Genomic DNA, 25,479 nt, shown 5'->3' on the forward strand with positions numbered 1-25,479 from the left:
GAGTTTCAAGGAGTTTTCCGTTTCGACTGCGCCGGAAGTGGGGCGAATTATAGGCCTCCAGAATCTGCCGTCAACCCTTAATTTCGCTTTTCTTTCAATAACTTGCCGACAGGTCAAAAAAGCACCCGATTCCCTCTATATAGAAGAAAGAGATATCACCCCTTCTATATAGAGGAAGCCATCAAAGCACCCCATCCTCTTTCATCGCAGCCACCGCCCCAGCCCCCAGACCCAGCACCCGCTGCAAAACCTCCAGCGTATGTTCGCCCAGCAAAGGAGGCGCACGACGGTACTCAACAGGAGTGCGAGACAACCGAATCGGACTGGCCACCTGCGGCACCATCCCCGCCAGAGCATGTGGCAGCTCAATCGCCAGCCCACGGGATTTCACCTGCGGATCCTCGAACACCTGCGACAGATCATTGATCGGCCCGCACGGCACACCCGCCTGCTCCAGTTGAGCCACCCACTCGGCGGTCGTCTTGAAGACCGTCGCCTGGCGGATCAGTGGAATCAGCACCGCCCGGTTCGCCACCCGTAGCTTATTAGTCGCGAAACGCGGATCGTCCGCCCACTGCGGTTGCCCCGCCACTTCTGCAAATTTGCGGAACTGCCCGTCATTGCCCACGGTAAGAATGAAGTCGCCATCGGCCGTAGGAAAATCCTGGTACGGCACGATATTCGGATGTGCATTCCCCAACCGCTTCGGTGCATTGCCCGTCGTCAGGTAATTCATCGCCTGGTTAGCCAGACATGCCACCTGTACATCCAGCAGCGCCATATCAATGTGCTGACCGCCGCCATCGTGATCACGGTGAGCCAGTGCCGCCAGGATCGCCACGGTCGAATACAGCCCCGTGAGGATATCCGTGAGCGCCACACCGACCTTCACCGGCCCGGCGCCCTCATCACCTTCAGGTCTCCCGGTGAGGCTCATCAGCCCGCCGAGCCCCTGAATCATGAAGTCATAACCCGCGCGCTTGGCATACGGCCCGGTCTGGCCAAAACCAGTGATAGAGCAATAGATCAGATCCGGATTGATCGCCTTCAGCGACTCATAGTCCAGACCATAAGCCGCCAACCCACCGACCTTGAAGTTCTCGATCAGGATGTCCGACTTGGCTGCCAGCTCCCGTACAAGTTTCTGACCTTCAGGACGCGTGAAGTCGATCGTCACCGATTGTTTGTTGCGGTTGGCCGACAGGTAATACGCCGCCTCCGACGTATTCTCGCCGTAAGCGTCTTTCAGAAAGGGCGGCCCCCAGGCACGAGTGTCATCACCATTGCCCGGGCGCTCGACCTTGATCACTTCCGCCCCAAGGTCGGCAAGAATCTGCCCGGCCCATGGGCCGGCCAGCACTCGCGACAAATCCAGTACCCGCAGATGCGACAGCGCGCCCATGGTCGCTCTCCTATTAATAGAACGCCTGCAGGCCGGTCTGTGCACGACCGAGGATCAGCGCATGAACGTCGTGAGTACCTTCATAGGTATTCACCACTTCCAGGTTGACCAAGTGACGGGCCACCCCGAACTCATCGGAGATCCCGTTACCGCCCAACATGTCACGCGCCATACGAGCGATATCCAGAGACTTGCCGCAAGAGTTGCGCTTCATGATCGAAGTGATTTCAACCGCAGCGGTGCCTTCATCTTTCATGCGACCCAGACGCAGGCAGCCTTGCAGCGCCAGAGTGATCTCGGTTTGCATGTCCGCGAGCTTCTTCTGGATCAACTGAGTCGCAGCCAACGGGCGGCCGAACTGTTGACGGTCCAGGGTGTACTGGCGAGCGGTGTGCCAGCAGAACTCCGCCGCGCCCAGCGCGCCCCAGGAGATGCCATAACGTGCAGAGTTGAGGCAGGTGAACGGACCTTTCAGGCCACGCACGTCCGGGAAGATGTTCTCTTCCGGCACGAACACGTTATCCATGACGATTTCGCCAGTGATCGAGGCTCGCAGACCGACCTTGCCGTGAATCGCCGGAGCGCTCAGGCCTTTCCAGCCCTTCTCCAGCACGAAGCCGCGGATGTCCCCAGCGTCGTCTTTGGCCCAGACCACGAACACATCAGCGATCGGGCTGTTGGTGATCCACATCTTGGCGCCGGTCAGGCTGTAGCCGCCTTCCACTTTGCGTGCACGAGTAATCATCGCGCCCGGGTCGGAACCGTGGTTCGGTTCGGTCAGACCGAAGCAGCCGATCCATTCGCCGGAAGCCAGTTTCGGCAGGTACTTCTGCTTCTGTGCTTCGGTACCGAATTCGTTGATCGGCACCATGACCAGCGAAGACTGCACGCTCATCATCGAACGGTAGCCAGAGTCGACGCGCTCGACTTCACGAGCAATCAGACCGTAGCTGACATAGTTGAGACCACTGCCACCGTACTGCTCGGGGATGGTCGCGCCCAACAGGCCAACCTCACCCATCTCACGGAAGATCGCCGGGTCAGTCTTCTCATGGCGGAAGGCTTCGAGGACGCGCGGCGCGAGGCTCTGCTGGGCGAATTGCTCGGCAGTGTCGCGGATCATGCGTTCTTCTTCAGTCAGCTGTTGATCCAGCAGCAGTGGATCGATCCAGTTGAAGCTAGCTTTACCGCCCATGAGTGAGTCCTCGCAAATCGGGTGAATTAACGTGGCATTGATCCTAGGCCCGCTTCGTCATCCCGGCAAACGAGGATTTCGCATCCTGTTGTGCTAATTTCTCACTCCGAAACGTCGCGAAATGCCGATTGAGCGATGTATTAGTGAGGTTGACGTACATGCGCCGAAAGATACCCAGCACCACCGCCCTGATCAGCTTTGAAGCCGCCGCCCGTCACGAGAGCTTTACCAAGGCCGCCGAAGAACTTTCTCTCACCCAGGGCGCCATTTGCCGACAGATCGCCAGCCTTGAGGACTTCCTCAGCGTCGAACTGTTCCGACGCTCCCGTCGCGGGGTGAAGCTGACGGAAGCAGGTCTTTCCTACAGCCGCCGGGTTGCCACTCAACTCGACGCCGTGGAGCGCGACACCCTCTCGGTGATGGGTCAGCAAGGTACCAATGTGATCGAGCTCGCTGTGGTGCCCACCTTCGGCACGCAATGGCTGCTGCCAAGACTGAAGGACTTCCAGCTCAAGCACCCCGAAGTAACGGTCAACCTGACCAACCGCACCCGCCCGTTCCTGTTTGCCGACACCGATTTCGATGCCGCCATCTATTTCGGCGATGCCGATTGGTCGGGGACGGAATCCCACCGATTAATGGGTGAAAATCCGATGCCGGTGTGCAGCCCTGCCTTGCTCGGTAACAAGAACAGTCTCACACCCGAAGAGATCGCCGATCTGCCTCTGCTCCAGCAAACCACCCGCCCCTACGCCTGGCGGCAGTGGTTCAACTCGCAGCACCTGAACATTCCCCGCGACATGACAGGCCCACGCTACGAGCTATTCTCCATGCTGGCCCAAGCGGCCATGCACGACATGGGTATCGCGCTGATCCCACCGTTCCTGATTCAACGTGAACTGGCCGAGAAACGCCTGGTGATTGCCAACCCGAACGCACTCTCCAGCATCAAGGCGTATTACCTGATGATTCCGGAGCGAAAGGTCGAATCCGCGTCACTCAAGGCATTTCGCGATTGGCTGGTGAACCAGGCACACAGCTACAACCTAGAAGGATAAAGGCTTTCAGCGATTACTAACCCCGTAGTCAGGATATTCAAAGCCCTACAGATATAACTATTTGTCGCAAATCGACAGACTGTATCCGAAAGTCGTACAGACGTCCCACAAGCGGCTGGCGACGTGGCTTTGAGCCTTCATTCGCGACTCATTACGACCTATTCACGTCACCGATGAGAAAATTCTTCAAATTCATCCACACTCCTTGCAAGGCACGGCCTGCAAGGGATTCAGCCAGCCATCTGCGACATTCGGTCACGGGATGACTTGTAGTTAATTTTCCGTCACCCGTCATAATCCCTTGAAGGGCATAAACTTCGCCTGCAAAATGCCGCGCCCCGCCCTGATTTGGCGGGATCGTGCTGATCGGCCGCCCCAGTCGCACCATCCGTAGTGCATGGGTTTACTCAATAAGATCACGCAGGAGATTTGACGTGCACATTGGTGTTCCTCTCGAAACCCAGACGGGTGAAACACGGGTTGCTGCAACCCCGGAAACCATCAAAAAGCTGATCGGCCAGGGTCATAAGGTCACTGTACAAAGCGGCGCTGGCATCAAGGCCAGCGTTGTCGACAGTGCCTATGAAGCGGCAGGCGCGACCATTGGCAGTGCCAGCGATGCGTTTGGTGCAGAGCTGATTCTCAAAGTGGTCGCCCCCAGCGACACCGAACTGGCGCTGATCAAGCGCGGCACGGTGCTGGTGGGCATGCTCAATCCGTTCAACAATGAAACCATCGCCAAAATGGCCGAGTGCGGGATCACCGCGTTCGCCCTGGAAGCAGCACCACGTACCTCCCGGGCCCAGAGCCTCGACGTGCTGTCGTCCCAGGCGAACATTGCCGGCTATAAATCGGTTCTGCTGGCCGCCCACTACTATCCGCGCTTCATGCCGATGCTGATGACCGCTGCGGGCACCGTGAAAGCGGCGCGTGTGCTGATTCTGGGCGCGGGCGTGGCCGGTTTGCAGGCGATTGCCACGGCGAAACGTCTGGGTGCCGTCATCGAAGCGTCCGACGTACGTCCGGCCGTGAAAGAACAGATCGAGTCCCTCGGCGCCAAATTCGTCGACGTGCCTTACGAGACCGAAGAAGAACGCGAATGCGCGGTCGGCGTCGGCGGTTACGCACGCCCGATGCCGGCAAGCTGGATGCAGCGTCAGGCCCAGGCCGTGCACGAACGCGCCAAGCAGGCGGACATCGTCATCACCACCGCTCTGATCCCGGGTCGCAAGGCTCCGACGCTGTTGAGCGCGGACACCGTGGCGCAGATGAAACCCGGCTCGGTGGTCATCGACCTCGCTGCAGCCCAGGGTGGCAACTGCCCGCTGACCGTGGCCGATCAGGTCGTGATCGAGAACGGGGTGACCATCGTAGGCCCGACCAACCTCGCCGGTGAAGTCGCCGCAGACGCTTCGGCGCTGTATGCACGCAACCTGCTGGACTTCCTGAAGCTGGTCTTCACCAAAGAAGGCCAGTTCGAAGTGAACCTCGAAGACGACATCGTCGCCGCGTGCCTGATGTGCCGCGACGGCCAAGTCATCCGCAAAAACGCCTAAGCAGGGATTCAGACGATGGAAGAGCTTATCTCCCCCGGTATCTACAACCTGATCATCTTCGTGCTGGCGATTTATGTCGGTTACCACGTGGTCTGGAACGTTACACCCGCGCTGCACACGCCGCTGATGGCGGTGACCAACGCCATTTCGGCGATCGTGATCGTCGGTGCCATGCTCGCCGCCGCACTGACCGTCACCCCGCTGGGCAAGACCATGGGCACCCTCGCCGTGGCACTGGCAGCGGTCAACGTGTTCGGTGGCTTCCTGGTCACCCGCCGCATGCTTGAGATGTTCAAGAAGAAAGCCCCGAAAGTAAAAGAAGAGGCGCCTAAGTAATGAGCATGAACCTCGTCACGACGCTCTACCTGATCGCGTCGATCTGCTTCATCCAGGCCCTCAAAGGCCTGTCGCACCCGACCACGTCGCGCCGCGGCAACCTGTTCGGCATGCTCGGCATGGCACTGGCAATCATCACCACTGTCGGCCTCATCTATAAGCTCGGTGCTGAGTTGGCGACTGCCGGTATTGGCTATGTGATCGTCGGCCTGCTGATCGGCGGCACCGCCGGTTCGATCATGGCCAAGCGCGTTGAAATGACCAAGATGCCGGAACTGGTCGCTTTCATGCACAGCATGATTGGTCTGGCAGCGGTGTTCATCGCCATTGCTGCGGTGGTCGAGCCGCAGTCGCTGGGCATCGTCAAGCAACTGGGCGACTCGATCCCGGCGGGTAACCGTCTGGAGCTGTTCCTTGGTGCAGCCATCGGTGCAATCACCTTCTCCGGTTCGGTGATCGCGTTCGGCAAGCTGTCGGGCAAGTACAAGTTCCGTCTGTTCCAGGGCGCACCGGTACAGTTCAGCGGTCAGCACAAGCTGAACGCGGTACTGGGTCTGGCGACGCTGATCCTCGGCATCACCTTCATGCTGACCGGCAACCTCGCCGCATTCGCATTGATGCTGGCCTTGGCCTTCATCATGGGCGTGCTGATCATCATCCCGATCGGCGGCGCCGACATGCCGGTCGTGGTGTCGATGCTCAACAGCTATTCCGGCTGGGCGGCGGCGGGTATCGGTTTCTCGCTGAACAACTCGATGCTGATCATTGCCGGCTCCCTGGTGGGTTCGAGCGGTGCGATCCTCTCGTACATCATGTGCAAGGCGATGAACCGTTCCTTCTTTAATGTACTGCTCGGCGGTTTTGGTAATACAGCAGACGCCGGCCCTGCCGGTGAAAAAGAAGCTCGCCCGGTGAAATCCGGTTCGGCTGATGACGCGACCTTCCTGCTGACCAACGCCGACACCGTGATCATCGTGCCAGGTTACGGTCTGGCGGTGGCCCGTGCGCAGCATGCGCTGAAGGAGCTGACCGAGAAGCTGACCCACCATGGCGTGACCGTGAAGTACGCGATTCACCCGGTGGCCGGTCGGATGCCCGGACACATGAACGTACTGCTGGCCGAGGCCGAAGTGCCGTACGACCAGGTGTTCGAGATGGAAGACATCAACTCCGAGTTCGGCCAGGCCGACGTGGTGCTGGTGCTCGGTGCCAACGATGTGGTCAACCCGGCTGCCAAGAACGATCCGAAATCGCCGATTGCCGGCATGCCGATCCTCGAAGCGTTCAAGGCCAAGACCATCATCGTCAACAAGCGCTCGATGGCCAGCGGCTATGCCGGTCTGGACAACGAACTGTTCTACCTGGACAAGACCATGATGGTCTTCGGCGACGCGAAGAAAGTCATCGAAGACATGGTCAAAGCAGTCGAGTAACTCGCTCGCTGCTTCACCGGACGCCCCGACTTGTCGGGGCGTTTTTGTTTGCGAAAAACGTCGGACAATTTGCCGCGTTGTTGCAGATCCGGTAATGGTGTTTTACTTGAAACCCGCTAAATAGACGCCTCGTTTGCGACCTTGGTAGCGGGACAGGCGCCCGCGAAATTCACTAGACTGCGCATCCTGCTACTCGCTGCCCGAGAAAATAATCCATGTACCGTGACCGTATTCGCCTGCCTTCGTTGTTGGATAAAGTGATGAGCGCCGCCGACGCTGCTGCGCTGATCGAGGACGGCATGACCGTCGGCATGAGCGGCTTCACCCGCGCCGGCGAAGCCAAGGCCGTTCCCCATGCACTGGCCGAGCGAGCCAAGGTCACGCCGCTGAAGATCAGCCTGATGACCGGTGCCAGCCTGGGCAACGACCTCGACAAGCAACTGACCGAGGCCGGCGTCCTGTCGCGGCGCATGCCGTTCCAGGTCGACAGCACCTTGCGCAAGGCGATCAACGCCGGCGAAGTGATGTTCATCGACCAGCACCTGTCGGAAACCGTCGAGCAACTGCGCAACCAGCAACTGAAGCTGCCGGACATCGCCGTGATCGAAGCCGTGGCCATCACCGAACAGGGCCACATCGTGCCGACCACCTCGGTGGGCAACTCGGCGAGCTTCGCAATCTTCGCCAAACACGTGATCGTCGAGATCAACCTGGCGCACAACGCCAACCTCGAAGGTCTGCATGACATCTATATCCCGACCTATCGCCCGACCCGCACGCCCATCCCGCTGGTAAAGGTCGACGACCGTATTGGCAGCACCGCGATCCCGATCCCTCCGGAGAAGATCGTCGCGATCGTCATCACCCAGCAGTCGGATTCGCCGTCCACCGTGTCGGCGCCGGATGTCGACACCAAGGCCATCGCCGATCACCTGATCACCTTCTTCAAGCAGGAAGTCGATGCCGGACGCATGACCAACAAGCTCGGCCCGTTGCAGGCCGGGATCGGCAACATTGCCAACGCGGTGATGTGCGGGTTGATCGATTCACCGTTCGAAGACCTGACCATGTACTCCGAAGTGCTGCAGGACTCGACCTTCGACCTGATCGATGCGGGCAAGCTGAGCTTTGCCTCGGGCAGTTCGATCACATTGTCGGAGCGGCGCAACAGCGACGTCTTCGGCAACCTGGAGAAATACAAGGACAAACTGGTGCTGCGCCCGCAAGAGATCTCGAACCATCCGGAAGTGGTTCGTCGCCTGGGCATCATCGGTATCAACACGGCGCTCGAGTTCGACATCTATGGCAACGTCAACTCCACCCACGTCTGCGGCACGCGGATGATGAACGGCATTGGCGGTTCGGGTGACTTCGCGCGCAACGCGCACCTGGCGGTGTTCGTGACCAAGTCGATCGCCAAGGGCGGCGCGATTTCCAGCGTGGTGCCAATGGTCAGCCACGTCGACCACACCGAGCATGACGTCGACATCCTGGTGACCGAGGTCGGTCTGGCCGACCTGCGTGGCCTGGCGCCACGTGAACGCGCCCGGGTCATCATCGACAACTGTGTGCACCCGGACTACCGCCAGGCGCTGAACGATTACTTCACGACGGCCTGCGCCATCGGCGGTCACACCCCGCACATTCTGCGCGACGCCCTGAGCTGGCATATCAATCTGGAAGAAACCGGACGCATGCTGAAGGCGTAATCCGCACAGATTTTCCGCTGGCGCAAACACAGTTTCGCCAGCGGGATTCTGAAAACCTCCATTACCGTCAAAAACTGTACTGCTGTACCGGTCTTTTCCTAAGGCTTTTGCCTACTCGAATCACCGAATTGAGTAAATATGCACCAAATGGGCGCAGACAGGTACAGTTTGCGCAATTTTGACCCGTACACCCCCTATAAACAGTTAACTGGTCACTCACAATACAGGTGAACTGTATCTAGAGAGTCTGGCCAAACGAGAGGATCATGGGCACCAGTTAAACCACTACCTGATCCCGCCACAAGCGGAAGGATGTCAACCATGGAACGTACACTCAGTTCCGAACTGTTCTTCGAAGACAAAGCTGCAAAAACCCAGGCTTCCCTGCCTCTGCGCGTTATCGCCAACCTGATGTTGTGGCAGCGCCGCATCTCCAGCCGCCACCAACTGGCTCGTCTGGATTCGCGTCTGCTGGCTGACGCCGGGATTAGCGAAGCACAACGCTACGAAGAGCTGAGCAAGCCGTTCTGGCGCTAAGTAGCGTCGCTGGCTCTGGTCGCTAGACCCACCGCCAGCAACCCGAATTGAACACACAAGACCCGTCGCGGGAAACCGCGACGGGTCTTGTCGTTTTGGGCCCGGAAAACATCCGGTACAGGGGCCTGTATCAATGACAGGTACAGTTTTAATTAATAAACAACTGAACCAGTACAATTTTACTGTGGTGTATCTGCCGTGCTCATTGCATTCGGCTCAACATGACCTTCCGCCTCCATCGGCAAAAGGAAGACGTCATGAATCACTTACAGGATGTTTCAGCAGTCGCGGTCGAACGCTCTCCTCGCTTCGGTCGTCTACGACGGCTATTCAGAGGTTTCTGGCAAGGCCTGGAGCGCGCCAGGACGCGGCGCCTGCTGGCTCAACTCGATGGTCGGGATCTCGCTGATCTTGGCCTCAGCCACGCCGATCGACAGAACGAACTGGAGAAACCCTTCTGGCGCTAGCATTTTGCCCTCTGTGCGAAACCTCCCACACAGGCCTAATATCCGGGCAGAACGTGGCGAATGCCGTGCGACTGGCGTCTGACTTCCCAGACACCAAGCCACCTCTCAATACGATATTTCCAGAGGAGTTACACCATGTCCCGTCTTCGCCTGCTCAGCGCTGCCGCCCTGCTGGCCGTGGCTGCCAATGCCAGCGCTACCAGTTTCATCGTGACCACCGACGCCGTTGTTGGCGCGCTGAAGTCCTCTTCGGACGCGACTTCCGACGTCAGCTCTTCGCTGCGTGACAACAAAGTCGTGATCGCTGCCCGTGACGACGCTGCCAGCTTCGTTGCCAGCGAAGGCCAGATCCGCGGCGTGAAACTCGAGAGCGCTCTGGACCTCATCCGCCATCAGGCCCCGCAACTGAATGCGACCGACGCACAACTGGCACAAGCCATTCTGGCGATCTGAGCCGGCATTGCTGGAAGGGACATGCCAGTCATGTCCCGATGTTTCGCCGCTGGCTCTGGCCCGGGCATTACGCTAGCCTTGGGACTCGCTAACAGCACCTGAGACTCATGCGTTTTCTTTCAAATCTGCTTATCCCTTCTGTTCTGGTCACTGCTTGCTGGACGACCTCGGTCGATGCCTTTGACGTCTCGACGCAAAACACCGTTGTCAGCGGTTACGCCACCAGCATGGTGTCTTCCGCGCCTTTCGACCGTAAACTGCTGCTCGCCGCCCACGACGATGCGGCGGCATTCGTTGCCAGTGACGGCCAGTTGCGAGGCGCTCAGCTGGAATCCGCGTTGCATTACCTGCGCAAATCCCGGCCAAAACTTCATGTAAGCGACCTTGAACTGGCACAGGCAATTCTCGTCCAATAGTTATTCTTGCCCCCTCCGGAGTCGTTCCATGCGTAGCCCGCTGATTGCTGCCGCCCTTGGCCTGTTGTTGTTGGCCGATATGGCCCAGGCGCACACCCTGGTAGCCACCAGTAACATCATCGTTCGTGCCTCCCAGCGCACCATCGATTTCACTTCCGATACCACCACTTCGATCCGCGATTCGAAAATCATCCGCGAAGCCCACGATGACGCCGCCAGCTTCGTCGCCAGCAACGGAGATATCCGTGGCGCGCACCTGGAAGCCGCCCTCAACACCCTGCGCACCCGCGTGCCGGAAGCCCGCGACGCCAGTGATCAGGTACTCGCCGAAGCCATCCTCGCATTGTGAAGTCTCTCAACGCCTGGCTGCTGGCCGGGGCGCTGCTGCTGATCGGCAGCAACGCCCACGCCAGCTTGCAACTGCGGCTCAAGACCGACGGCCTGAGCCCCGCCCAACAACAGGCCAGCCAGGCGTTGCTTGATGAAGCGATGCAGAAACTGCCGCCCAGCTTCATCGAACGCCTGGATCGACGCATCGATGTCGGCTGGACCGACGACATGCCCGCCAATGCCTATGGCCAGGCGACGCTCGTCTCCGAGCTGGACCTGAACCGCAGACTGCTCGCCAGTCTCACCGACGGCAGCGCGGCCACGCAAAAAACCAATCGCCCCCACGGCACGGTGCGGCAGGAACTGCTGGCCACGGTGCTGCACGAAATCACCCATATCTACGACCGCGCACGCCTGTGGCCGGCCGCCGAACGCACGCTGATCCAGCGCTGCACGCGCCGCAACAACAGCGCCGGGCTGATCGGCCTGCCGGATGAGTGTCGGGGGCAGAATGACCGGCGCTTCACCCTCAGCGATGACCCGCGCCTGCTCGACCTCGCCGGCTGGCAGCAATACGTCGGCCGCCGTGGCGAACGTGAACAGCACAACCGGCAAATCGCCCGCAGCCCGGACCTGTACGAGATCTCCAGTCCGAAGGAGTTCGTCGCGGTCAACATGGAGTATTTCCTCCTCGACCCGAGCTACGCCTGCCGCCGTCCGGCGCTGTATCGCTATTACAAGGAACACTTCGGCTGGGCGCCGCCGGAAAAGGACTCCTGCGCCAAATCCTTCGCCTTCCTCAATGCCGGCAACGACTTTGCCAAACAGCCGCTGGGCCAGGTCGATCCGGAGCGGGTCTACGCCATCGACTACCTGCTGGCCGAAGCGAACCAGAACTGGGTCAGCCGCTGGGGGCACAGCATGTTGCGCCTGGTGATCTGCGCCCCGGGCCGGCCACGCGGACCGGATTGCCGACTGGATCTGGACCAGCATCTGGTGCTGTCCTACCGCGCATTCGTCGGCGATGTGCAGCTGTCGAGCTGGGACGGACTGGTCGGCAAGTACCCTTCGCGCCTGTTCGTCCTGCCGTTGGCGCAGGTGATCGACGAATACACCAAGACCGAACTGCGCAGCCTCGCCTCGGTGCCGCTGAACCTGTCCCGCAGCGAGATCGAAGACGTCGTCGAACACGCCGCCGAAATGCACTGGAGCTACGACGGCAATTACTTCTTCCTGTCCAACAACTGCGCGGTGGAAAGCCTGAAACTGCTGCGCAGCGGTAGCAACAATGCGCAGCTCACCGGCCTCGACAGCATCATGCCCAATGGCCTGTTGGAAGTGCTCAAGGGCCGAGGCCTGGCGGATACCAGCGTGCTGGACAACCCCAAAGAGGCGTTGCGCCTGGGTTACCGCTTCGACTCGTTCCGCGATCGCTATCAGGCAATGTTCGAGGTGCTGAAGAAGCAATTGCCGATCAAGCAGGCCAGCGTCGAGGAATGGCTGTCGCTGTCTGCCGAAGAACGGCGACCATGGTTTGAACGCGCGGACTTGCGCACCAGCGCCGCACTGCTGTTGTTGGAGCAGGCAAGCTTCCGTCGCCAGTTGCTGCTGGCCCAGGATGAGGTCAAGCAACGCTACCTCGGTGCCCGGGAATTGGAAAACGGCGGCATGGACAAGGCCAACGCGACGTTGCAGCAGATCCTCGCCAACAGCGGCTTCCTCAGTCGCCCGGCAGAACTGCTCGACTCTCGTGGTTATGGCCTGCCACAACCCAGCGAGTTCAGCCGACTGGAAGCCGAAAGCAGTCAGCGCCAGAAACAGCTACTGGTGCTGAGCGGTGATCTGGACAAGGAAGTGCGAGCGCTGCTGGAACCGAAGCGGGCAGCGGAGATTGCCGCCAACGAGGCCAACGTGAAGCAGATCGGCGAGCATTTGCGCAAACTGCACAAAGCCTCGGGCGGCCTGGAGCTGCCCTGAAAAACAACGCCCCTGAAAAACAAAAGACCGCAGCCTGCGAAAGGCTGCGGTCTTTTTTATTGCCTGCAAATCAGTACAGAACACCATCCAGCACTTCGTAGACGATCCCGGTACCGATCGCGATCAACACGATGTCGCCACCGGCCCGACGCCATTCATAGCCCGGATACACCGGCAAACGTCCCAACGCCCGGGCATCCAGCCGTTCGCCGTAATAGCCGTGCGGCAACGGCCGGCCGCGTTCCAGGCGAATACCCGGAGGCGGAGGTGCACCGCGAACGAAGTAGCCGTGATTGTCACGAATCACCTGACGCACCGGCCCGAAGTCGCGCGGTGGCGGGCCACCCCGATGGCTGCTTTGCCAATCATGGTGATCGCCACCGCGATTGTCGTACTGACCCTGTTGCGGGCCGCCGTGGTCGTGATCGTCGCGTGGGTCAGCGCTGGCCAGCAGCGGCGTCGCGCTGATCATCAGCACGCCCAGACTGGCAATCAGACGTTTCGGCATTTTCATGGATTTTCCTCACTGCACTAACAGCAAAAAGGGACTCAGAACGTGGTTCTGAATCCCTCGGTCTTGCTTGATTAGTCTGTGCCGCGAGGTGCTAATTCCTCTGTATCAGGAACTTTACCTTCAGCTGACGCGGGCCTTACGCACGCCTTCGGACAGTGCCGAACACAGGCTCAGTACGCCGTCGATGGCCTGGTCCGGCGTGGTCGCGTTGGCGATGTGATCGATCAGCGCCGACCCCACCACCACGCCATCGGCCAGACGCGCGATGGACGCAGCCTGCTCCGGCGTACGGATACCGAAACCGATGCTGATCGGCAGGTCGGTATGACGACGCAGACGCGCCACCGCTTCCTCGACATGTTCCAGAGTCGCCGCACCGGCACCGGTCACACCGGCGACCGACACGTAGTAAACGAACCCGGAGCTGCCGTTCAACACTTTCGGCAGACGTGCATCATCCGTGGTCGGCGTAGTCAGGCGGATGAAGTCGATGCCTGCAGCCTGAGCCGGGTCGCACAGCTCCGAGTTGTGCTCCGGCGGCATGTCGACCACGATCAGGCCGTCAACGCCGGCCTCTTTGGCTTCGGCGATGAAGCGTTCGACACCGAACTTGTGGATCGGGTTGAAGTAACCCATCAATACCAGCGGCGTATCGCTGTTGTCCTTGCGGAACTCGCGGACCATCTGCAGGGTTTTGATCAGGTTCTGTTTGGCACCCAAAGCACGGATGTTCGCCAGCTGGATCGCCGGACCGTCGGCCATCGGGTCGGTGAACGGCATACCCAGCTCGATCACGTCGGCACCGGCTTTCGGCAGGCCCTTGAGGATCGCCAGCGAAGTGTCGTAATCCGGATCACCGGCGGTGACGAAGGTCACCAGTGCGGCGCGGTTCTGTTCCTTGAGTTCGGCAAAGCGGGTTTGCAGGCGGCTCATCAGTGTTTCTCCTGCTTGGAAGTTTCCATGTGGTGCATGACAGTCTGCATGTCTTTGTCACCGCGGCCGGACAGGTTGACCACCATCAGGTGATCCTTCGGCAGCTTCGGCGCGCGTTTGAATACTTCAGCCAGGGCATGGGCGCTTTCCAGTGCCGGAATGATCCCTTCCAGACGGCAGCACTGGTGGAATGCCGCAAGGGCTTCGTCGTCGGTCACCGAGGTGTACTGGACGCGGCCGATGTCATGCAACCACGCGTGTTCCGGGCCAATGCCCGGATAGTCGAGGCCGGCGGAAATCGAGTGGGCGTCGATGATCTGACCATCGTCGTCCTGCAGCAGGAAGGTTCGGTTGCCGTGCAACACACCCGGTACGCCGCCGTTGAGGCTGGCCGCGTGCTTGCCGGTCTCGATGCCGTAACCGGCGGCTTCGACGCCGATGATTTCCACGCTCTTGTCGTCGAGGAACGGGTGGAACAGGCCCATGGCGTTGGAACCGCCGCCGATGCACGCCACCAGGCTGTCCGGCAGGCGACCTTCCTGAGCTTGCAGCTGCTCGCGGGTTTCCTTGCCAATCACCGCCTGGAAGTCGCGAACCATCGCGGGATAAGGGTGCGGGCCGGCCACGGTGCCGATCAGGTAGAAGGTGCTGTCGACGTTGGTCACCCAGTCACGCAGTGCTTCGTTCATCGCGTCTTTCAGGGTGCCGGTACCGGCGACCACCGGGATCACCTCGGCGCCCAGCAGCTTCATGCGGAACACGTTGGCCTGCTGACGTTCGATGTCAGTGGTGCCCATGTAGATCACGCAGTCCAGACCGAAGCGCGCAGCCACGGTGGCGGTTGCCACGCCGTGCATGCCGGCGCCGGTCTCGGCGATGATGCGTTTCTTGCCCATGCGCCGCGCCAGCAGGATCTGGCCGATGCAGTTGTTGATCTTGTGCGCGCCGGTGTGGTTCAGCTCTTCGCGCTTGAGGTAGATCTTGGCGCCACCACAGAACTCGGTCAGGCGCTCGGCGAAATACAGCGGGCTCGGACGTCCGACGTAGTCGCGCTGGAAGTAGGCCAATTCCTCTTTGAACGCCGGATCTTCCTTGGCCGCTTCGTACTCGCGGGCCAGATCGAGGATCAACGGCATCAGGGTTTCGGCAACGTAACGGCCGCCGAACGAGCCAAACAGGCCGTTGGCGTCAGGGCCGTTACGCAGATCGGAGGTGTTCGAAGTCTGGGTCATGGTTCGCTCCAGCGGATTTCACGAGAAGACAATGGCGTTCACTCTACCCCTGACCTTGCAGGCTGAAAACCGATAAGATCGCCACAACCTGTCAGGAAAACTCACAGATATCATGAGCCATGACCTTCCCCCGCTGAACGCCCTGCGCGCCTTCGAAGCCACCGCCCGGCTGAACAGCGTCAGCCAGGCCGCCGAGCAGCTGCACGTCACCCACGGCGCGGTCAGCCGCCAGCTCAAGGTGCTTGAAGAGCACCTGGGCGTCAGCCTGTTCGTCAAGGACGGTCGCGGCTTGAAACTCACAGATGCCGGTATCCGTCTGCGCGATGCCAGCGGCGAGGCGTTCGACCGCTTGCGCAGTGTTTGTGCCGAGCTGACCCAAAGCACCGCCGACGCTCCCTTCGTGCTCGGCTGCTCCGGCAGCCTGCTGGCGCGCTGGTTCATTCCGCGACTGGGAAGGCTCAATGCCGATCTGCCGGACTTGCGTCTGCACCTGTCGGCCGGAGAAGGCGACCTCGATCCGCGCCGCCCGGGACTCGATGCCTTGCTGCTGTTCGCCGAACCGCCATGGCCGGCGGACATGCAAGTCTACGAGCTGGCCAGCGAACGCATCGGCCCGGTCATGAGCCCGCTGTTCAGCGGCTACCAACAACTGCAATCGGCACCGCCCATTGCCCTGCTCGGCGAACCGTTGCTGCACACGACTTCACGCCCGCAAGCCTGGCCGAGCTGGGCGCAGCAAACCGGCCTCGACGCCAAGGCATTGAAGCTGGGGCAAGGTTTCGAGCATCTGTATTACTTGCTGGAAGCGGCCGTCGCCGGATTGGGCGTGGCGATTGCGCCGGAACCCTTGGTGGCCGAAGACTTGAAAGCCGGGCGCCTGGTCGCGCCATGGGGCTTTTGCGAAACCCCAGCGCAACTGGCGCTGTGGCTACCCAAGCGCGCCGCAGACGGGCGCGCCCGGCAACTGGCGCAATGGCTCAAGAACGAGCTGTGCCAGGCGGATCACTCGCCGCGCTTGAACAGCAGATAAGCGGCCAGCAGACCCAGTGCACCGACCGCCACACCGGCGGTCGTCCACGGATGTTCCTGCGCGTAATCACGGGTGGCGATCCCGGTTTCGCGGGTTTTGACTTTGACTTCTTCGTAGGCATCGCTGAGCAGGCTGCGCGAGTGTTTCAGCGCGCTTTCGGCGTTGCCCTTGAGCGCCTTGAGGGTCTTGCGCGACTCGTCCGAAGCGTCGTCCTTCAGGCTTTCCAACGACTTGAGCAGACTCTCGATCTCCGCTTCCATGCTTTGCAACGAGGCTTTGCGTAACGAGGTGTTGGCCATGGTGGCTCTCCTGCATTGGTGATGAGTGGCGTGTGTTGTTTGGGACTTCACGGGGTCTGGAAAGTGCAGAAAATCTGAACTCGCCTTTCCCGAAGCGAACGAAATCAACACTGCAAATCGCTGCTAGGCTCAATTCCACACGTCAAGGAGATCGCCATGAGTGACCATCACACCTACAAGAAAATCGAGCTGGTCGGTTCGTCCCCCAGCAGCATCGAAGACGCCATCAACAACGCGCTGGCCGAGGCCGGCAAGAGCATCAAGCATCTGGAATGGTTTGAGGTGGTCGATACCCGTGGCCACATCAAGGACAACAAGGCCGCCCACTTTCAAGTGACCCTGAAAGTCGGGTTCCGGATTGCCAGCAGCTGAGTTTGGTCTACGCTTCTGAACTTGCGCGCTGGCCGAATGCCATAGGAATGGCAAAGCGCTACAGGGTGAGCGCATCGGGTAGATCGCTCGATGCCCGCCTTTTTTAATCCGACCAGGGAGTGCGACCGATGAAGAAGTTCATGTTGGCAGTAGGTTTGTTGAGCCTTGCGGGTGGTGCGTTTGCTGCCGGCAAGCCCTGTGAAGAAGTGAAAGCCGCGATCGCGGCAAAACTGGATGCGAAACACGTCTCCGGTTATTCGCTGGAAATCGTCGATAAAGGTGCTGCCGCTGGCGGCAAGGTCGTCGGCAAATGCGAGGGCGGCACCAAGGAAATCGTCTACAAGCGCGGTTGATCGCGCCTGAAATGCAAAAGCCGACGCAATGCGTCGGCTTTTTTGTGCCCGGCTATCTTTTTTGCACAACTATCGGACTTCAGCCCTTCATCACCTGCGCCAGCAATTCGTAGGAATGCAGGCGATCGGCGTGTTCGTACAGGTCGCAGGTGAAGATCAGCTCATCCGCCTGAGTCTGTTCAATCAGCACCTCAAGTTTTGCGCGGATTTTCTGCGGGCTGCCGACCATCGCCAGACCGAGGAAATCGCCCACCGCTTCACGCTCGTGGGGCAGCCACAGGCCGTCCATGGTTTTCACCGGCGGACGCTGCACCAGACTTTGCCCACGCATCAGCGCGAGAATTCGCTGGTACACCGAGGTCGCCAGGTAATCGGCCTGCTCGTCGGTGTCGGCGGCCACCAGCGGCACGCCGAGCATCACGTACGGCTTGTCGAGCACCGCCGATGGCTTGAAGTGGTTGCGGTAGACGCGAATCGCCTCGTGCATGAAGCGCGGTGCGAAATGTGAGGCAAAGGCGTAGGGCAAACCGCGCTCGCCGGCCAGTTGCGCACTGAACAGGCTGGAACCCAACAGCCAGATCGGCACGTTGGTGCCGGTGCCCGGCATCGCGATCACACGCTGATCCGGCGTACGCGGGCCGAGGAAACGCGCCAGTTCGGCCACGTCTTCCGGGAAGTCGTCGGCACTGCCGGAGCGTTCACGGCGCAGGGCTCGGGCGGTCATCTGGTCGGAGCCGGGCGCGCGGCCCAGGCCGAGGTCGATCCGCCCCGGATACAGGCTTTCAAGGGTGCCGAACTGCTCGGCAATCACCAGCGGCGCGTGGTTGGGCAACATCACGCCGCCGGAGCCGACGCGGATGGTCGACGTGCCGCCGGCCAGATAGCCCAGCAACACCGACGTCGCAGAACTGGCGATGCCGTCCATGTTGTGGTGCTCGGCGACCCAGAACCGGGTGTAGCCGAATTTTTCGACATGCTGCGCCAGATCCAGCGAGTTGCGCAGCGACTGGGCCGGGCTACCGTTCTCGCGCACCGGCACCAGATCGAGGGTGGAAAACTTTACGTCGGACAGTTGCTTCATAAACCTGCATCTCCGATTGAGGGCGCAGGTTTGTTCTTGGCGAACGCAAACCTGCCCAATTCATAAGCGTGTTCTGTGCAATAAGGGCATATACCCGAGTTTCAATAGCCGATCCGAAATTTCCTACTAAAAAAGTCAACGATTCAGATGAGCTGAACTTTGTCCCGGCGTCTATCCTCAGAAGCCTTGCAAGCAGAAACCCTGATGGCGCGGCGTTTCGCGCCGATTTGAGGAGGCACACATGGCTATCGTGAAGAAGGCATCCGCACATTGGGAAGGTGACCTGAAAACCGGCATCGGCTCGATCTCCACCGAAACCGGCGTCCTGCGGGAAGCGCCTTACGGCTTCAAGGCCCGATTCGAAGGCGGCAAGGGCACCAACCCGGAAGAACTGATCGGCGCCGCTCATGCCGGCTGTTTCTCCATGGCGTTCTCGATGATCCTCGGCGACGCCGGGCTGAAGGCCGAAAGCATCGACACCCAGGCCGAGGTCACTCTCGATCAGGTAGAGGGTGGTTTCGCGATCACCGCCGTGAAGCTGATCCTCAAAGCAAAAATCCCAGGTGCCACCCAGGCGCAATTCGAGGAGCTGAGCAACAAGGCCAAGGAAGGATGTCCGGTATCGAAGGTGCTGAACGCGAAGATCAGCCTGGATGCGTCACTGGTCAGTTGATTGACTTGCGCCGAATCAGAACCCGCCAGGCAAAAATGTGGTCGAATAAATGACAGCAGCTTTCGCGCATCTTCGTGCGCGCTGCTCCCAGGAGCTTCAACCATGAAACGTTTTGCTTTGGCGGTTATCTGTGGCGTGCTGGCAACGTCGGCCTTCGCGGCGCCAAAAGATTGCGAAGAACTCAAGCAAGAGATCGAAATCAAGATTCAGGCGAATGCCGTGCCTTCCTACACCCTGGAGATAGTCTCCAAAGAGGAAGCCGAAAAGCACGACGTCGCCATGATCGTCGGCACTTGCGACAACGGTACGAAGGCCATCATCTACCAGAAGAACGACCGCTGATTCAGGTTAGATGGCGCAATAGGTGTCGCGATCCTCGGCAACAATTTCCCGCTTGGCGTTATACAGCCGGGCACTGGGAGTAAACATCAGGGAGCGACCCTCCAGCACATAACGCTGACCCGCTTCGAAATGGTCGAAGCGGATGGTCAGGTAGCACAGGCGCTCCACGGGGTCGTTCAACAGACCGCCGCCTCCACCAGGCGCCTCGAAATCGAAACGCACCAGCAACTCATGGCTGCCGGGCGTTACCTGGAAAAAACGTCCGTCAGTCAGGCGCTGCTTGTCGAGACGTTCGGCCATCAGCAGTTTTCCGCCCGGGGTCGGCGTCGAGAACTCGACCCAGGCCATGTTGGGGTCGACCGGAGGCATCGGCGTCTGACAACCGGCGAGTACACCGGCAACCAGTAACAGCATCGTCTTGCGCATGATGAATGTCCGTGAATTCGGACATCCAGCATAACGCCGATCAGGTGCGCTGACAGCCTGCCGGTTTGCCCTGACCGACTACGTTGCGCTGCTGGTCATAGAGTTTGGCCCAAGGCCGGAAACCGATATTGCCGGCCTGGAGCTGATAGCGCTGGCCGGCGTTGAAGTCCTTGAATGTCACGTTCAACTGGCAATCGCGCCACAGGGGCTCCGCGTCGGGGCCGATGTTGGTTGCCTCCACCGGAAACTGGTAACGCACCTTCAGTTCATGGCTGCCGGGTTGTACTTCGAAGTAACGTTTGTCGACGGCAGCCTTCTTGTCGACTTCCAGCGCTTGCAGCGCCGTGTCCTGTTGCCGTGTATCCAGGTCGATCCAGGCTTGCGTGGGGTCGGGCGAAGGCATTCCGAATCCGGCACAACCGGCCAGCGTCAGCAGGCCTCCCGTCAGTATCAACATGCGCATGGCGGAGCTCCAATGGGCGGGATAGTCTTGCGATCAGACTTTCCGGGGGATTTCTTATTGTGATCAGGCCGTTTCCAAGCCTTGGGTTACTTGATCGCGTTTTGCGGGTTTTGTTTCCGAGCACATTGCTTTTGCTGCTCAACGGTTGTTCCAGCGTCAGCTATTACAGTCAGTTGGCCAGTGGTCAGCTGCAATTGCTGCGCGCGCGCGAGCCAGTGGCCGAGGTGATCGCCGACCCGAGCCGGGACGCCACACTGCGTGCCCACCTGGCCCAGTCGCAGAAGGCCCGGGACTTCGCCAGCCAACACCTGCACCTGCCGGATAACCAGAGCTATCGCCTGTACGCCGATATCCATCGCCCGTACGTGGTGTGGAACGTGTTCGCCACCCCGGAGTTTTCCCTGAGCCCGCAAAACCATTGCTTCCCGATTGCCGGCTGCGTGGCCTATCGCGGCTACTACAGCCAGAGTGCGGCGCGGGGCGAGGCGGCGATTCAGCGCCTGCAAGGCATGGACGTGTCGATTGGCGGCGTCGAAGCCTATTCGACCCTGGGCTGGTTCAATGACCCGATCCTCAACTCGATGATGGGCTGGGGTGACGAACGCTTGGCCACGCTGATATTCCATGAGCTGGGCCATCAACGTTTCTATGTGAAGGACGACACCGAGTTCAACGAGTCTTACGCGACCTTCGTCGAGCAGGAAGGCACCCGGCAGTGGCGGGCGTTTCGTGGCTTGCCGCCAGAAAATGACGCTCAACTCAAACGTCGTGACCAGTTCATTCAACTGATCCTCGACACCCGAACCCGGCTGGAGAAGCTGTACGCCCAGTCGATGCCCGTCGAACACATGCGCGAACACAAGGCTGCCGAGTTCGAACGGTTTCGCCGGGATTATCGGGCGATGCGCGACAGCCAGTGGGCCGGGGACAAACGCTACGACACCTGGGTCAATGCACCGCTGAACAATGCGCGGTTGTTGCCGTTCGGGCTGTATGACCAGTGGGTGCCGGCGTTTGCAGCCTTGTTCAGGCAGGTGGGCGGGGATTGGCTGAAGTTCTATGCACAGGTGGAGAAACTGGGCGGATTGCCGGCTGACAAGCGAAAGACAGCCCTGCGTGAGCTGGCCGCCCTTCGCTCCGATTGACGATCAGCGCTGCAGAAACGCCTGATGCAACTCGGCCAGGGTTTCGAAGTGATAAGCCGGCGCCTCGGCGCTCAGCTCTTCATGGCTGCCGAAACCATACCCCACCGCCACTGCATCCAGACCGTTGCTGCGGGCGCCGATCAGGTCGTGCTTGCGGTCACCGACCATCAGCGTATTGGCCGGATCCAGCCCTTCTTCTGCGATCAGGTGGGCAATCAGCTCGACCTTGTTGGTACGGGTGCCGTCCAGCTCGCTGCCGTAAATCACTTTGAAGTGTTTGGCGAAATCGAAGTGCCGAGCGATTTCCCGGGCGAACACCCACGGTTTTGAAGTCGCGATATACAGCTGCCGGCCTTGGCCACTCAGGGTTTCCAACAACGGCGTGACGCCCTCGAACACCCGGTTCTCGTACAACCCGGTGACCTTGAAACGCTCGCGGTAGAAATTCACCGCCTCCCACGCCTTGGCTTCATCAAAACCATAAAACTGCATGAACGCCTGCAACAGCGGCGGGCCGATGAAGTGTTCCAGCTTGGTCAGGTCCGGCTCATCAATACCGAGTTTGCTCAAGGCGAACTGGATGGAGCGGGTGATGCCCTCGCGCGGATCGGTCAGGGTGCCATCGAGGTCGAACAGTACGGTCTGGTAATGCATGAAAAATCCCGAGCAATAGAGAGAAAAGTCAGAGCTGGTCGTAGCCTTCGGCCAGATGCAGGTCCTTGAGCTTCACGTAGTTCGCTGCGCTGTAGGTGAAAAAGGCGTTTTCCTTGTCGGTCAGCGGGCGAACCTGTTTCACCGGGCTGCCCACGTACAGGAAACCGCTTTCCAGGCGCTTGCCCGGTGGCACCAGGCTGCCGGCGCCGATGATCACGTCGTCCTCGACCACCGCGCCGTCCATGACGATGCTGCCCATGCCGATCAGCACGCGGCTGCCGACGGTGCAGCCATGCAGCATGACCTTGTGGGCGATGGTCACGTCGTCACCGATCAGCAGCGGAAAGCCGTCCGGATTGAACGGGCCGGCGTGGGTGATGTGCAACACACAGCCATCCTGCACGCTGGTGCGCGCGCCGATGCGGATGCGGTGCATGTCGCCGCGGATCACGGTCAGCGGCCACACGGAGCTGTCTTCGCCGATTTCGACGTCGCCGATCACCACCGCGGAGCCGTCGACAAAAGCGCCTTTGCTCAAGCGTGGGGTGTGATTCTGGTACTTGCGAAGGGACACGATTAGTTCTCTCTCTGTCGCCGATAGCTGCGGTGGGTGTCGATTGTAATTAAGATGGGCGCATGTTTCTTCCAGCCAAGGTGCCAACCGTGAGCGTGAACAACCCTCTTCTGCAGTCCTACGACCTGCCGCCGTTCTCCGCGATCCGTGCCGAACACGTGCAGCCGGCCATCGAAACCATCCTGGCCGACAACCGCGCCGCCATCGCCGAGATCCTCAAGACCCAGGGCCAGAACCCGACCTGGGCCGGGCTGGTGCTGGCGATGGACGAACTCAATGATCGCCTGGGCGCTGCCTGGAGCCCGGTCAGCCACCTCAATGCCGTGTGCAACAGCGCCGAACTGCGTGAAGCCTACGAGTCGTGCCTGCCGGCCCTGAGTGCCTACTCCACCGAGATGGGCCAGAACCGCGAACTGTTCCAGGCCTATGAAGCCCTGGCAAACAGCCCGGAAGCCGCCGGTTTCGACGTGGCGCAGAAAACTATCCTGGAACACGCCCTGCGCGATTTCCGCCTGTCGGGTATCGACCTGCCGGAAGCCGAACAGAAGCGCTACGCCGAAGTGCAGAGCAAGCTGTCCGAGCTGGGCAGCCGCTTCTCCAACCAGTTGCTCGACGCCACCCAGGCCTGGACCAAGCACCTGACCGACGAAGCCGCCCTCGCCGGCCTGACCGATTCGGCCAAGGCGCAAATGGCTGCTGCGGCACAGGCCAAAGGCCTCGACGGCTGGCTGATCACCCTGGAATTCCCGAGCTACTACGCGGTGATGACCTACGCCCAGGACCGTGCGCTGCGCGAAGAAGTCTACGCCGCCTACTGCACCCGTGCGTCGGATCAAGGCCCGAACGCCGGCCAGAACGACAACGGCCCGGTGATGGGCGAAATCCTCGACCTGCGTCAGGAGCTGGCAAAACTGCTCGGTTTCTCCAGTTTCTCCGAACTGAGCCTGGCGACCAAAATGGCCGAATCCAGCGACCAGGTGCTGAGCTTCCTGCGCGACCTGGCCAAGCGCAGCAAACCGTTCGCTGCCCAGGATCTGCAACAGCTCAAGGCTTACGCCGCCGAACAGGGCTGCGCCGATCTGCAAAGCTGGGACAGCGGTTTCTACGGTGAAAAACTCCGTGAACAACGCTACAGCGTCGCCCAGGAAACCCTGCGCGCCTACTTCCCGATCGACAAAGTGCTGGGCGGTCTGTTCGCTATCGTTCAACGTCTTTACGGTATCGAGATCGCCGAACTGAAAGGCTTCGATACCTGGCATCCGGACGTGCGCCTGTTCGAGATCAAGGAAAACGGCCAGCACGTCGGCCGCTTCTTCTTCGACCTCTACGCCCGCGCCAACAAGCGCGGCGGTGCGTGGATGGACGGCGCCCGCGACCGTCGCCGCACCCTCGACGGCGTGCTGCAAAGCCCGGTGGCCAACCTTGTGTGCAACTTCACGCCGGCCGACAGCGGCAAGCCTGCGCTGCTGACCCACGATGAAGTGACCACCCTGTTCCACGAATTCGGTCACGGCCTGCATCACCTGCTGACCCGCGTCGAGCATGCCGGCGTATCGGGCATCAACGGCGTGGCGTGGGATGCGGTCGAGCTGCCGAGCCAGTTCATGGAAAACTGGTGCTGGGAGCCGGAAGGCCTGGCGCTGATTTCCGGCCACTACGAAACCGGCGAGCCGCTGCCGCAGGATCTGCTGGAAAAAATGCTCGCGGCGAAGAACTTCCAGTCCGGCCTGATGATGGTGCGTCAGCTGGAGTTCTCGCTGTTCGACTTCGAACTGCACGCCACCCACGGTGACGGTCGCAGCGTCGCGCAGGTGCTGGAAGGCGTGCGCAACGAAGTCTCGGTGATGCGCCCTCCAGCCTATAACCGCTTCCCGAACAGCTTCGCGCACATCTTCGCCGGCGGTTACGCGGCGGGTTACTACAGCTACAAGTGGGCGGAAGTGCTGTCGGCAGATGCCTTCTCCAAGTTCGAAGAAGACGGCGTGCTCAATGCCGACACCGGTCGCGCCTTCCGCGAGGCGATCCTGGCCCGCGGCGGCTCGCAGGAGCCGATGGTGCTGTTCGTCGACTTCCGTGGCCGTGAGCCATCGATTGACGCACTCTTGCGCCACAGCGGCCTGAGTGAGGGCGCGGCAGCATGAGTGAGGCACCTGTGAAGACCAAAAAACGCTTTATCGCCGGGGCCGTCTGCCCGGCGTGCAGCGAGCCGGACAAGCTGATGATGTGGAGCGAGGACGATGTCCCGCACCGCGAATGCGTGGCGTGCGGCTACAGCGATACGCTGAACGCACAAGGGTTGTCGGTTCCAAAAGAGCTGGGCACGCGGGTCAACACCAGCGCGCTCAAGCCGGCCCCGGACAAAACGGTTCAGGCGGTGCAGTTCTTCCCGAATCCGAAACTGAAGAAGAAGCCCGACGAGCAACACTGATCCAGAACCACCTTCTGCCGAATCCCGGTGGAAGGTGGTATTGGCTTAACACCCGTCCTCTGCACTTGCTTCGTAGGCTGGCCGTTTCCGC

General features: G+C 60.4%; 30 protein-coding genes. 19 read left to right on the plus strand and 11 right to left on the minus strand.

The genetic code is table 11. The features are described from left to right. Positions 1-181: 181 nt before the first annotated feature. Together AC1RR7_RS07660 and AC1RR7_RS07665 are read right to left on the minus strand one after the other, a co-directional pair. The gene (locus AC1RR7_RS07660) at positions 182-1,402 is read right to left on the minus strand and encodes a CaiB/BaiF CoA transferase family protein (RefSeq protein WP_192559427.1); all 1,221 of its coding nucleotides are present in this window, start codon (positions 1,400-1,402) and stop codon (positions 182-184) included. A gap of 13 nt (positions 1,403-1,415) precedes the next feature. Continuing rightward, positions 1,416-2,597 carry an acyl-CoA dehydrogenase gene (locus AC1RR7_RS07665; RefSeq protein ID WP_085712999.1) on the minus strand — a complete coding sequence of 394 codons (1,182 nt, stop codon included), beginning with the start codon at positions 2,595-2,597 and terminating at the stop codon, positions 1,416-1,418. Positions 2,598-2,755: 158 nt separating this feature from the next. Here AC1RR7_RS07665 and AC1RR7_RS07670 point away from each other — a divergent pair, with 158 nt between their 5' ends. From AC1RR7_RS07670 to AC1RR7_RS07720, 11 genes are all read left to right on the plus strand, one after another. Then, positions 2,756-3,655 (plus strand): LysR family transcriptional regulator, encoded by a 900-nt coding sequence (locus AC1RR7_RS07670; RefSeq protein ID WP_102621136.1) that lies wholly within the window; start codon positions 2,756-2,758, stop codon positions 3,653-3,655. 434 nt (positions 3,656-4,089) lie between these two features. Then, complete coding sequence (locus AC1RR7_RS07675) at positions 4,090-5,211, plus strand: Re/Si-specific NAD(P)(+) transhydrogenase subunit alpha (protein WP_102621137.1); 1,122 nt, start codon at positions 4,090-4,092, stop codon at positions 5,209-5,211. Positions 5,212-5,226: 15 nt separating this feature from the next. Beyond that, on the plus strand, positions 5,227-5,547 hold the full coding sequence (locus AC1RR7_RS07680; RefSeq protein WP_003187417.1) for an NAD(P) transhydrogenase subunit alpha part 2: 321 nt from the start codon (positions 5,227-5,229) through the stop codon (positions 5,545-5,547). Further along, positions 5,547-6,980, plus strand: coding sequence for an NAD(P)(+) transhydrogenase (Re/Si-specific) subunit beta (locus AC1RR7_RS07685; protein ID WP_102621138.1), 1,434 nt, complete (start codon positions 5,547-5,549; stop codon positions 6,978-6,980). The genes AC1RR7_RS07680 and AC1RR7_RS07685 overlap by 1 nt, the downstream gene beginning before the upstream one ends. A 215-nt stretch (positions 6,981-7,195) precedes the next feature. After that, positions 7,196-8,689 carry a succinyl-CoA:acetate CoA-transferase ScpC gene (gene scpC / locus AC1RR7_RS07690; RefSeq protein ID WP_493065540.1) on the plus strand — a complete coding sequence of 498 codons (1,494 nt, stop codon included), beginning with the start codon at positions 7,196-7,198 and terminating at the stop codon, positions 8,687-8,689. Between the two features lie 321 nt (positions 8,690-9,010). Beyond that, positions 9,011-9,226, plus strand: coding sequence for a DUF1127 domain-containing protein (locus AC1RR7_RS07695; RefSeq protein WP_003220409.1), 216 nt, complete (start codon positions 9,011-9,013; stop codon positions 9,224-9,226). A gap of 257 nt (positions 9,227-9,483) precedes the next feature. Continuing rightward, positions 9,484-9,693 (plus strand): DUF1127 domain-containing protein, encoded by a 210-nt coding sequence (locus AC1RR7_RS07700; RefSeq protein ID WP_192559423.1) that lies wholly within the window; start codon positions 9,484-9,486, stop codon positions 9,691-9,693. Between the two features lie 135 nt (positions 9,694-9,828). Further along, a complete protein-coding gene (locus AC1RR7_RS07705; protein ID WP_085713004.1) occupies positions 9,829-10,146 on the plus strand; it encodes a DUF2388 domain-containing protein in 318 nt (105 codons plus the stop codon). A gap of 107 nt (positions 10,147-10,253) precedes the next feature. Then, positions 10,254-10,562: a DUF2388 domain-containing protein gene (locus AC1RR7_RS07710; RefSeq protein WP_102621140.1), complete on the plus strand. Its 309-nt coding sequence runs from the start codon at positions 10,254-10,256 to the stop codon at positions 10,560-10,562. 28 nt (positions 10,563-10,590) lie between these two features. Next, positions 10,591-10,911 carry a DUF2388 domain-containing protein gene (locus tag AC1RR7_RS07715; protein WP_065260625.1) on the plus strand — a complete coding sequence of 107 codons (321 nt, stop codon included), beginning with the start codon at positions 10,591-10,593 and terminating at the stop codon, positions 10,909-10,911. Then, positions 10,908-12,869: a DUF7844 domain-containing protein gene (locus AC1RR7_RS07720; RefSeq protein WP_102621141.1), complete on the plus strand. Its 1,962-nt coding sequence runs from the start codon at positions 10,908-10,910 to the stop codon at positions 12,867-12,869. Before AC1RR7_RS07715 ends, AC1RR7_RS07720 begins: the two co-directional genes overlap by 4 nt. Before the next feature lie 70 nt (positions 12,870-12,939). Here AC1RR7_RS07720 and AC1RR7_RS07725 read toward each other — a convergent pair whose 3' ends face one another. From AC1RR7_RS07725 to trpB, 3 genes are all read right to left on the minus strand, one after another. Next, on the minus strand, positions 12,940-13,383 hold the full coding sequence (locus AC1RR7_RS07725; protein ID WP_102621142.1) for an anti-virulence regulator CigR family protein: 444 nt from the start codon (positions 13,381-13,383) through the stop codon (positions 12,940-12,942). Between the two features lie 120 nt (positions 13,384-13,503). Further along, positions 13,504-14,316, minus strand: coding sequence for a tryptophan synthase subunit alpha (trpA, locus tag AC1RR7_RS07730; protein ID WP_007953915.1), 813 nt, complete (start codon positions 14,314-14,316; stop codon positions 13,504-13,506). Then, positions 14,316-15,548: a tryptophan synthase subunit beta gene (trpB, locus tag AC1RR7_RS07735; protein ID WP_085713009.1), complete on the minus strand. Its 1,233-nt coding sequence runs from the start codon at positions 15,546-15,548 to the stop codon at positions 14,316-14,318. The genes trpA and trpB overlap by 1 nt, the downstream gene beginning before the upstream one ends. Positions 15,549-15,660: 112 nt before the next feature. On the opposite strand from trpB, the gene AC1RR7_RS07740 reads away from it, so the two are divergent. Beyond that, on the plus strand, positions 15,661-16,578 hold the full coding sequence (locus AC1RR7_RS07740) for a LysR family transcriptional regulator (protein WP_493157031.1): 918 nt from the start codon (positions 15,661-15,663) through the stop codon (positions 16,576-16,578). On the opposite strand, the gene AC1RR7_RS07745 is transcribed toward AC1RR7_RS07740, so the two are convergent. Next, positions 16,551-16,877, minus strand: coding sequence for an ElaB/YgaM/YqjD family protein (locus AC1RR7_RS07745; protein WP_007953918.1), 327 nt, complete (start codon positions 16,875-16,877; stop codon positions 16,551-16,553). The genes AC1RR7_RS07740 and AC1RR7_RS07745 overlap by 28 nt on opposite strands. A gap of 156 nt (positions 16,878-17,033) precedes the next feature. Here AC1RR7_RS07745 and AC1RR7_RS07750 point away from each other — a divergent pair, with 156 nt between their 5' ends. Continuing rightward, positions 17,034-17,249, plus strand: coding sequence for a dodecin (locus tag AC1RR7_RS07750; RefSeq protein ID WP_096822455.1), 216 nt, complete (start codon positions 17,034-17,036; stop codon positions 17,247-17,249). 128 nt (positions 17,250-17,377) lie between these two features. Next, entirely contained in the window at positions 17,378-17,602 is a 225-nt protein-coding gene (locus tag AC1RR7_RS07755; protein WP_096822454.1) for a DUF1161 domain-containing protein, read from the plus strand. A gap of 79 nt (positions 17,603-17,681) precedes the next feature. Here AC1RR7_RS07755 and AC1RR7_RS07760 read toward each other — a convergent pair whose 3' ends face one another. Beyond that, positions 17,682-18,683: an LLM class flavin-dependent oxidoreductase gene (locus tag AC1RR7_RS07760; RefSeq protein ID WP_039764807.1), complete on the minus strand. Its 1,002-nt coding sequence runs from the start codon at positions 18,681-18,683 to the stop codon at positions 17,682-17,684. A 241-nt stretch (positions 18,684-18,924) separates the two neighbouring features. Between AC1RR7_RS07760 and AC1RR7_RS07765 the strand changes: the two genes are divergently transcribed. Together AC1RR7_RS07765 and AC1RR7_RS07770 are read left to right on the plus strand one after the other, a co-directional pair. Continuing rightward, the gene (locus AC1RR7_RS07765; RefSeq protein ID WP_096822453.1) at positions 18,925-19,356 is read left to right on the plus strand and encodes an OsmC family protein; all 432 of its coding nucleotides are present in this window, start codon (positions 18,925-18,927) and stop codon (positions 19,354-19,356) included. A 102-nt stretch (positions 19,357-19,458) separates the two neighbouring features. Further along, on the plus strand, positions 19,459-19,698 hold the full coding sequence (locus AC1RR7_RS07770) for a DUF1161 domain-containing protein (protein ID WP_074689739.1): 240 nt from the start codon (positions 19,459-19,461) through the stop codon (positions 19,696-19,698). Positions 19,699-19,704: 6 nt separating this feature from the next. Here AC1RR7_RS07770 and AC1RR7_RS07775 read toward each other — a convergent pair whose 3' ends face one another. Together AC1RR7_RS07775 and AC1RR7_RS07780 are read right to left on the minus strand one after the other, a co-directional pair. Next, positions 19,705-20,124 carry a PA0061/PA0062 family lipoprotein gene (locus AC1RR7_RS07775; protein ID WP_096822452.1) on the minus strand — a complete coding sequence of 140 codons (420 nt, stop codon included), beginning with the start codon at positions 20,122-20,124 and terminating at the stop codon, positions 19,705-19,707. A 40-nt stretch (positions 20,125-20,164) separates the two neighbouring features. Continuing rightward, positions 20,165-20,587, minus strand: a complete 423-nt coding sequence (locus AC1RR7_RS07780; RefSeq protein WP_096822451.1) for a PA0061/PA0062 family lipoprotein — start codon at positions 20,585-20,587, stop codon at positions 20,165-20,167. Between the two features lie 59 nt (positions 20,588-20,646). On the opposite strand from AC1RR7_RS07780, the gene AC1RR7_RS07785 reads away from it, so the two are divergent. Continuing rightward, a complete protein-coding gene (locus AC1RR7_RS07785) occupies positions 20,647-21,732 on the plus strand; it encodes an aminopeptidase (protein ID WP_493065541.1) in 1,086 nt (361 codons plus the stop codon). A 3-nt stretch (positions 21,733-21,735) separates the two neighbouring features. Here the strand turns inward: AC1RR7_RS07785 and AC1RR7_RS07790 are convergent, their stop codons facing one another. Then, on the minus strand, positions 21,736-22,386 hold the full coding sequence (locus AC1RR7_RS07790) for an HAD family hydrolase (RefSeq protein WP_493157033.1): 651 nt from the start codon (positions 22,384-22,386) through the stop codon (positions 21,736-21,738). Positions 22,387-22,414: 28 nt separating this feature from the next. Next, on the minus strand, positions 22,415-22,960 hold the full coding sequence (locus tag AC1RR7_RS07795) for a gamma carbonic anhydrase family protein (protein ID WP_085647197.1): 546 nt from the start codon (positions 22,958-22,960) through the stop codon (positions 22,415-22,417). A 62-nt stretch (positions 22,961-23,022) separates the two neighbouring features. On the opposite strand from AC1RR7_RS07795, the gene prlC reads away from it, so the two are divergent. Both prlC and AC1RR7_RS07805 read left to right on the plus strand, forming a co-directional pair. Continuing rightward, on the plus strand, positions 23,023-25,101 hold the full coding sequence (prlC, locus tag AC1RR7_RS07800) for an oligopeptidase A (RefSeq protein WP_493157035.1): 2,079 nt from the start codon (positions 23,023-23,025) through the stop codon (positions 25,099-25,101). Further along, complete coding sequence (locus tag AC1RR7_RS07805) at positions 25,098-25,388, plus strand: YheV family putative zinc ribbon protein (RefSeq protein ID WP_007953955.1); 291 nt, start codon at positions 25,098-25,100, stop codon at positions 25,386-25,388. The genes prlC and AC1RR7_RS07805 overlap by 4 nt, the downstream gene beginning before the upstream one ends. Positions 25,389-25,479 lie beyond the last annotated feature (91 nt).

It is taken from the genome of Pseudomonas sp. GW821-FHT11G12 (genome assembly GCF_058808055.1).

Coding starts and splice junctions, on each gene's coding strand:
- AC1RR7_RS07705 (WP_085713004.1), top strand. CDS start 9,829: ATGTCCCGTCTTCGCCTGCTCAGCGCTGCCGCCCTGCTGGCCGTGGCT.
- AC1RR7_RS07695 (WP_003220409.1), top strand. CDS start 9,011: ATGGAACGTACACTCAGTTCCGAACTGTTCTTCGAAGACAAAGCTGCA.
- AC1RR7_RS07660 (WP_192559427.1), bottom strand. CDS start 1,402: ATGGGCGCGCTGTCGCATCTGCGGGTACTGGATTTGTCGCGAGTGCTG.
- AC1RR7_RS07805 (WP_007953955.1), top strand. CDS start 25,098: ATGAGTGAGGCACCTGTGAAGACCAAAAAACGCTTTATCGCCGGGGCC.
- AC1RR7_RS07740 (WP_493157031.1), top strand. CDS start 15,661: ATGAGCCATGACCTTCCCCCGCTGAACGCCCTGCGCGCCTTCGAAGCC.
- AC1RR7_RS07755 (WP_096822454.1), top strand. CDS start 17,378: ATGAAGAAGTTCATGTTGGCAGTAGGTTTGTTGAGCCTTGCGGGTGGT.
- AC1RR7_RS07750 (WP_096822455.1), top strand. CDS start 17,034: ATGAGTGACCATCACACCTACAAGAAAATCGAGCTGGTCGGTTCGTCC.
- AC1RR7_RS07670 (WP_102621136.1), top strand. CDS start 2,756: ATGCGCCGAAAGATACCCAGCACCACCGCCCTGATCAGCTTTGAAGCC.
- AC1RR7_RS07715 (WP_065260625.1), top strand. CDS start 10,591: ATGCGTAGCCCGCTGATTGCTGCCGCCCTTGGCCTGTTGTTGTTGGCC.
- AC1RR7_RS07780 (WP_096822451.1), bottom strand. CDS start 20,587: ATGCGCATGTTGATACTGACGGGAGGCCTGCTGACGCTGGCCGGTTGT.
- AC1RR7_RS07680 (WP_003187417.1), top strand. CDS start 5,227: ATGGAAGAGCTTATCTCCCCCGGTATCTACAACCTGATCATCTTCGTG.
- AC1RR7_RS07710 (WP_102621140.1), top strand. CDS start 10,254: ATGCGTTTTCTTTCAAATCTGCTTATCCCTTCTGTTCTGGTCACTGCT.
- AC1RR7_RS07790 (WP_493157033.1), bottom strand. CDS start 22,386: ATGCATTACCAGACCGTACTGTTCGACCTCGATGGCACCCTGACCGAT.
- AC1RR7_RS07775 (WP_096822452.1), bottom strand. CDS start 20,124: ATGCGCAAGACGATGCTGTTACTGGTTGCCGGTGTACTCGCCGGTTGT.
- AC1RR7_RS07745 (WP_007953918.1), bottom strand. CDS start 16,877: ATGGCCAACACCTCGTTACGCAAAGCCTCGTTGCAAAGCATGGAAGCG.
- AC1RR7_RS07665 (WP_085712999.1), bottom strand. CDS start 2,597: ATGGGCGGTAAAGCTAGCTTCAACTGGATCGATCCACTGCTGCTGGAT.
- AC1RR7_RS07685 (WP_102621138.1), top strand. CDS start 5,547: ATGAGCATGAACCTCGTCACGACGCTCTACCTGATCGCGTCGATCTGC.
- AC1RR7_RS07760 (WP_039764807.1), bottom strand. CDS start 18,683: ATGAAGCAACTGTCCGACGTAAAGTTTTCCACCCTCGATCTGGTGCCG.
- trpA (WP_007953915.1), bottom strand. CDS start 14,316: ATGAGCCGCCTGCAAACCCGCTTTGCCGAACTCAAGGAACAGAACCGC.
- AC1RR7_RS07725 (WP_102621142.1), bottom strand. CDS start 13,383: ATGAAAATGCCGAAACGTCTGATTGCCAGTCTGGGCGTGCTGATGATC.
- prlC (WP_493157035.1), top strand. CDS start 23,023: ATGTTTCTTCCAGCCAAGGTGCCAACCGTGAGCGTGAACAACCCTCTT.
- AC1RR7_RS07770 (WP_074689739.1), top strand. CDS start 19,459: ATGAAACGTTTTGCTTTGGCGGTTATCTGTGGCGTGCTGGCAACGTCG.
- AC1RR7_RS07765 (WP_096822453.1), top strand. CDS start 18,925: ATGGCTATCGTGAAGAAGGCATCCGCACATTGGGAAGGTGACCTGAAA.
- scpC (WP_493065540.1), top strand. CDS start 7,196: ATGTACCGTGACCGTATTCGCCTGCCTTCGTTGTTGGATAAAGTGATG.
- trpB (WP_085713009.1), bottom strand. CDS start 15,548: ATGACCCAGACTTCGAACACCTCCGATCTGCGTAACGGCCCTGACGCC.
- AC1RR7_RS07700 (WP_192559423.1), top strand. CDS start 9,484: ATGAATCACTTACAGGATGTTTCAGCAGTCGCGGTCGAACGCTCTCCT.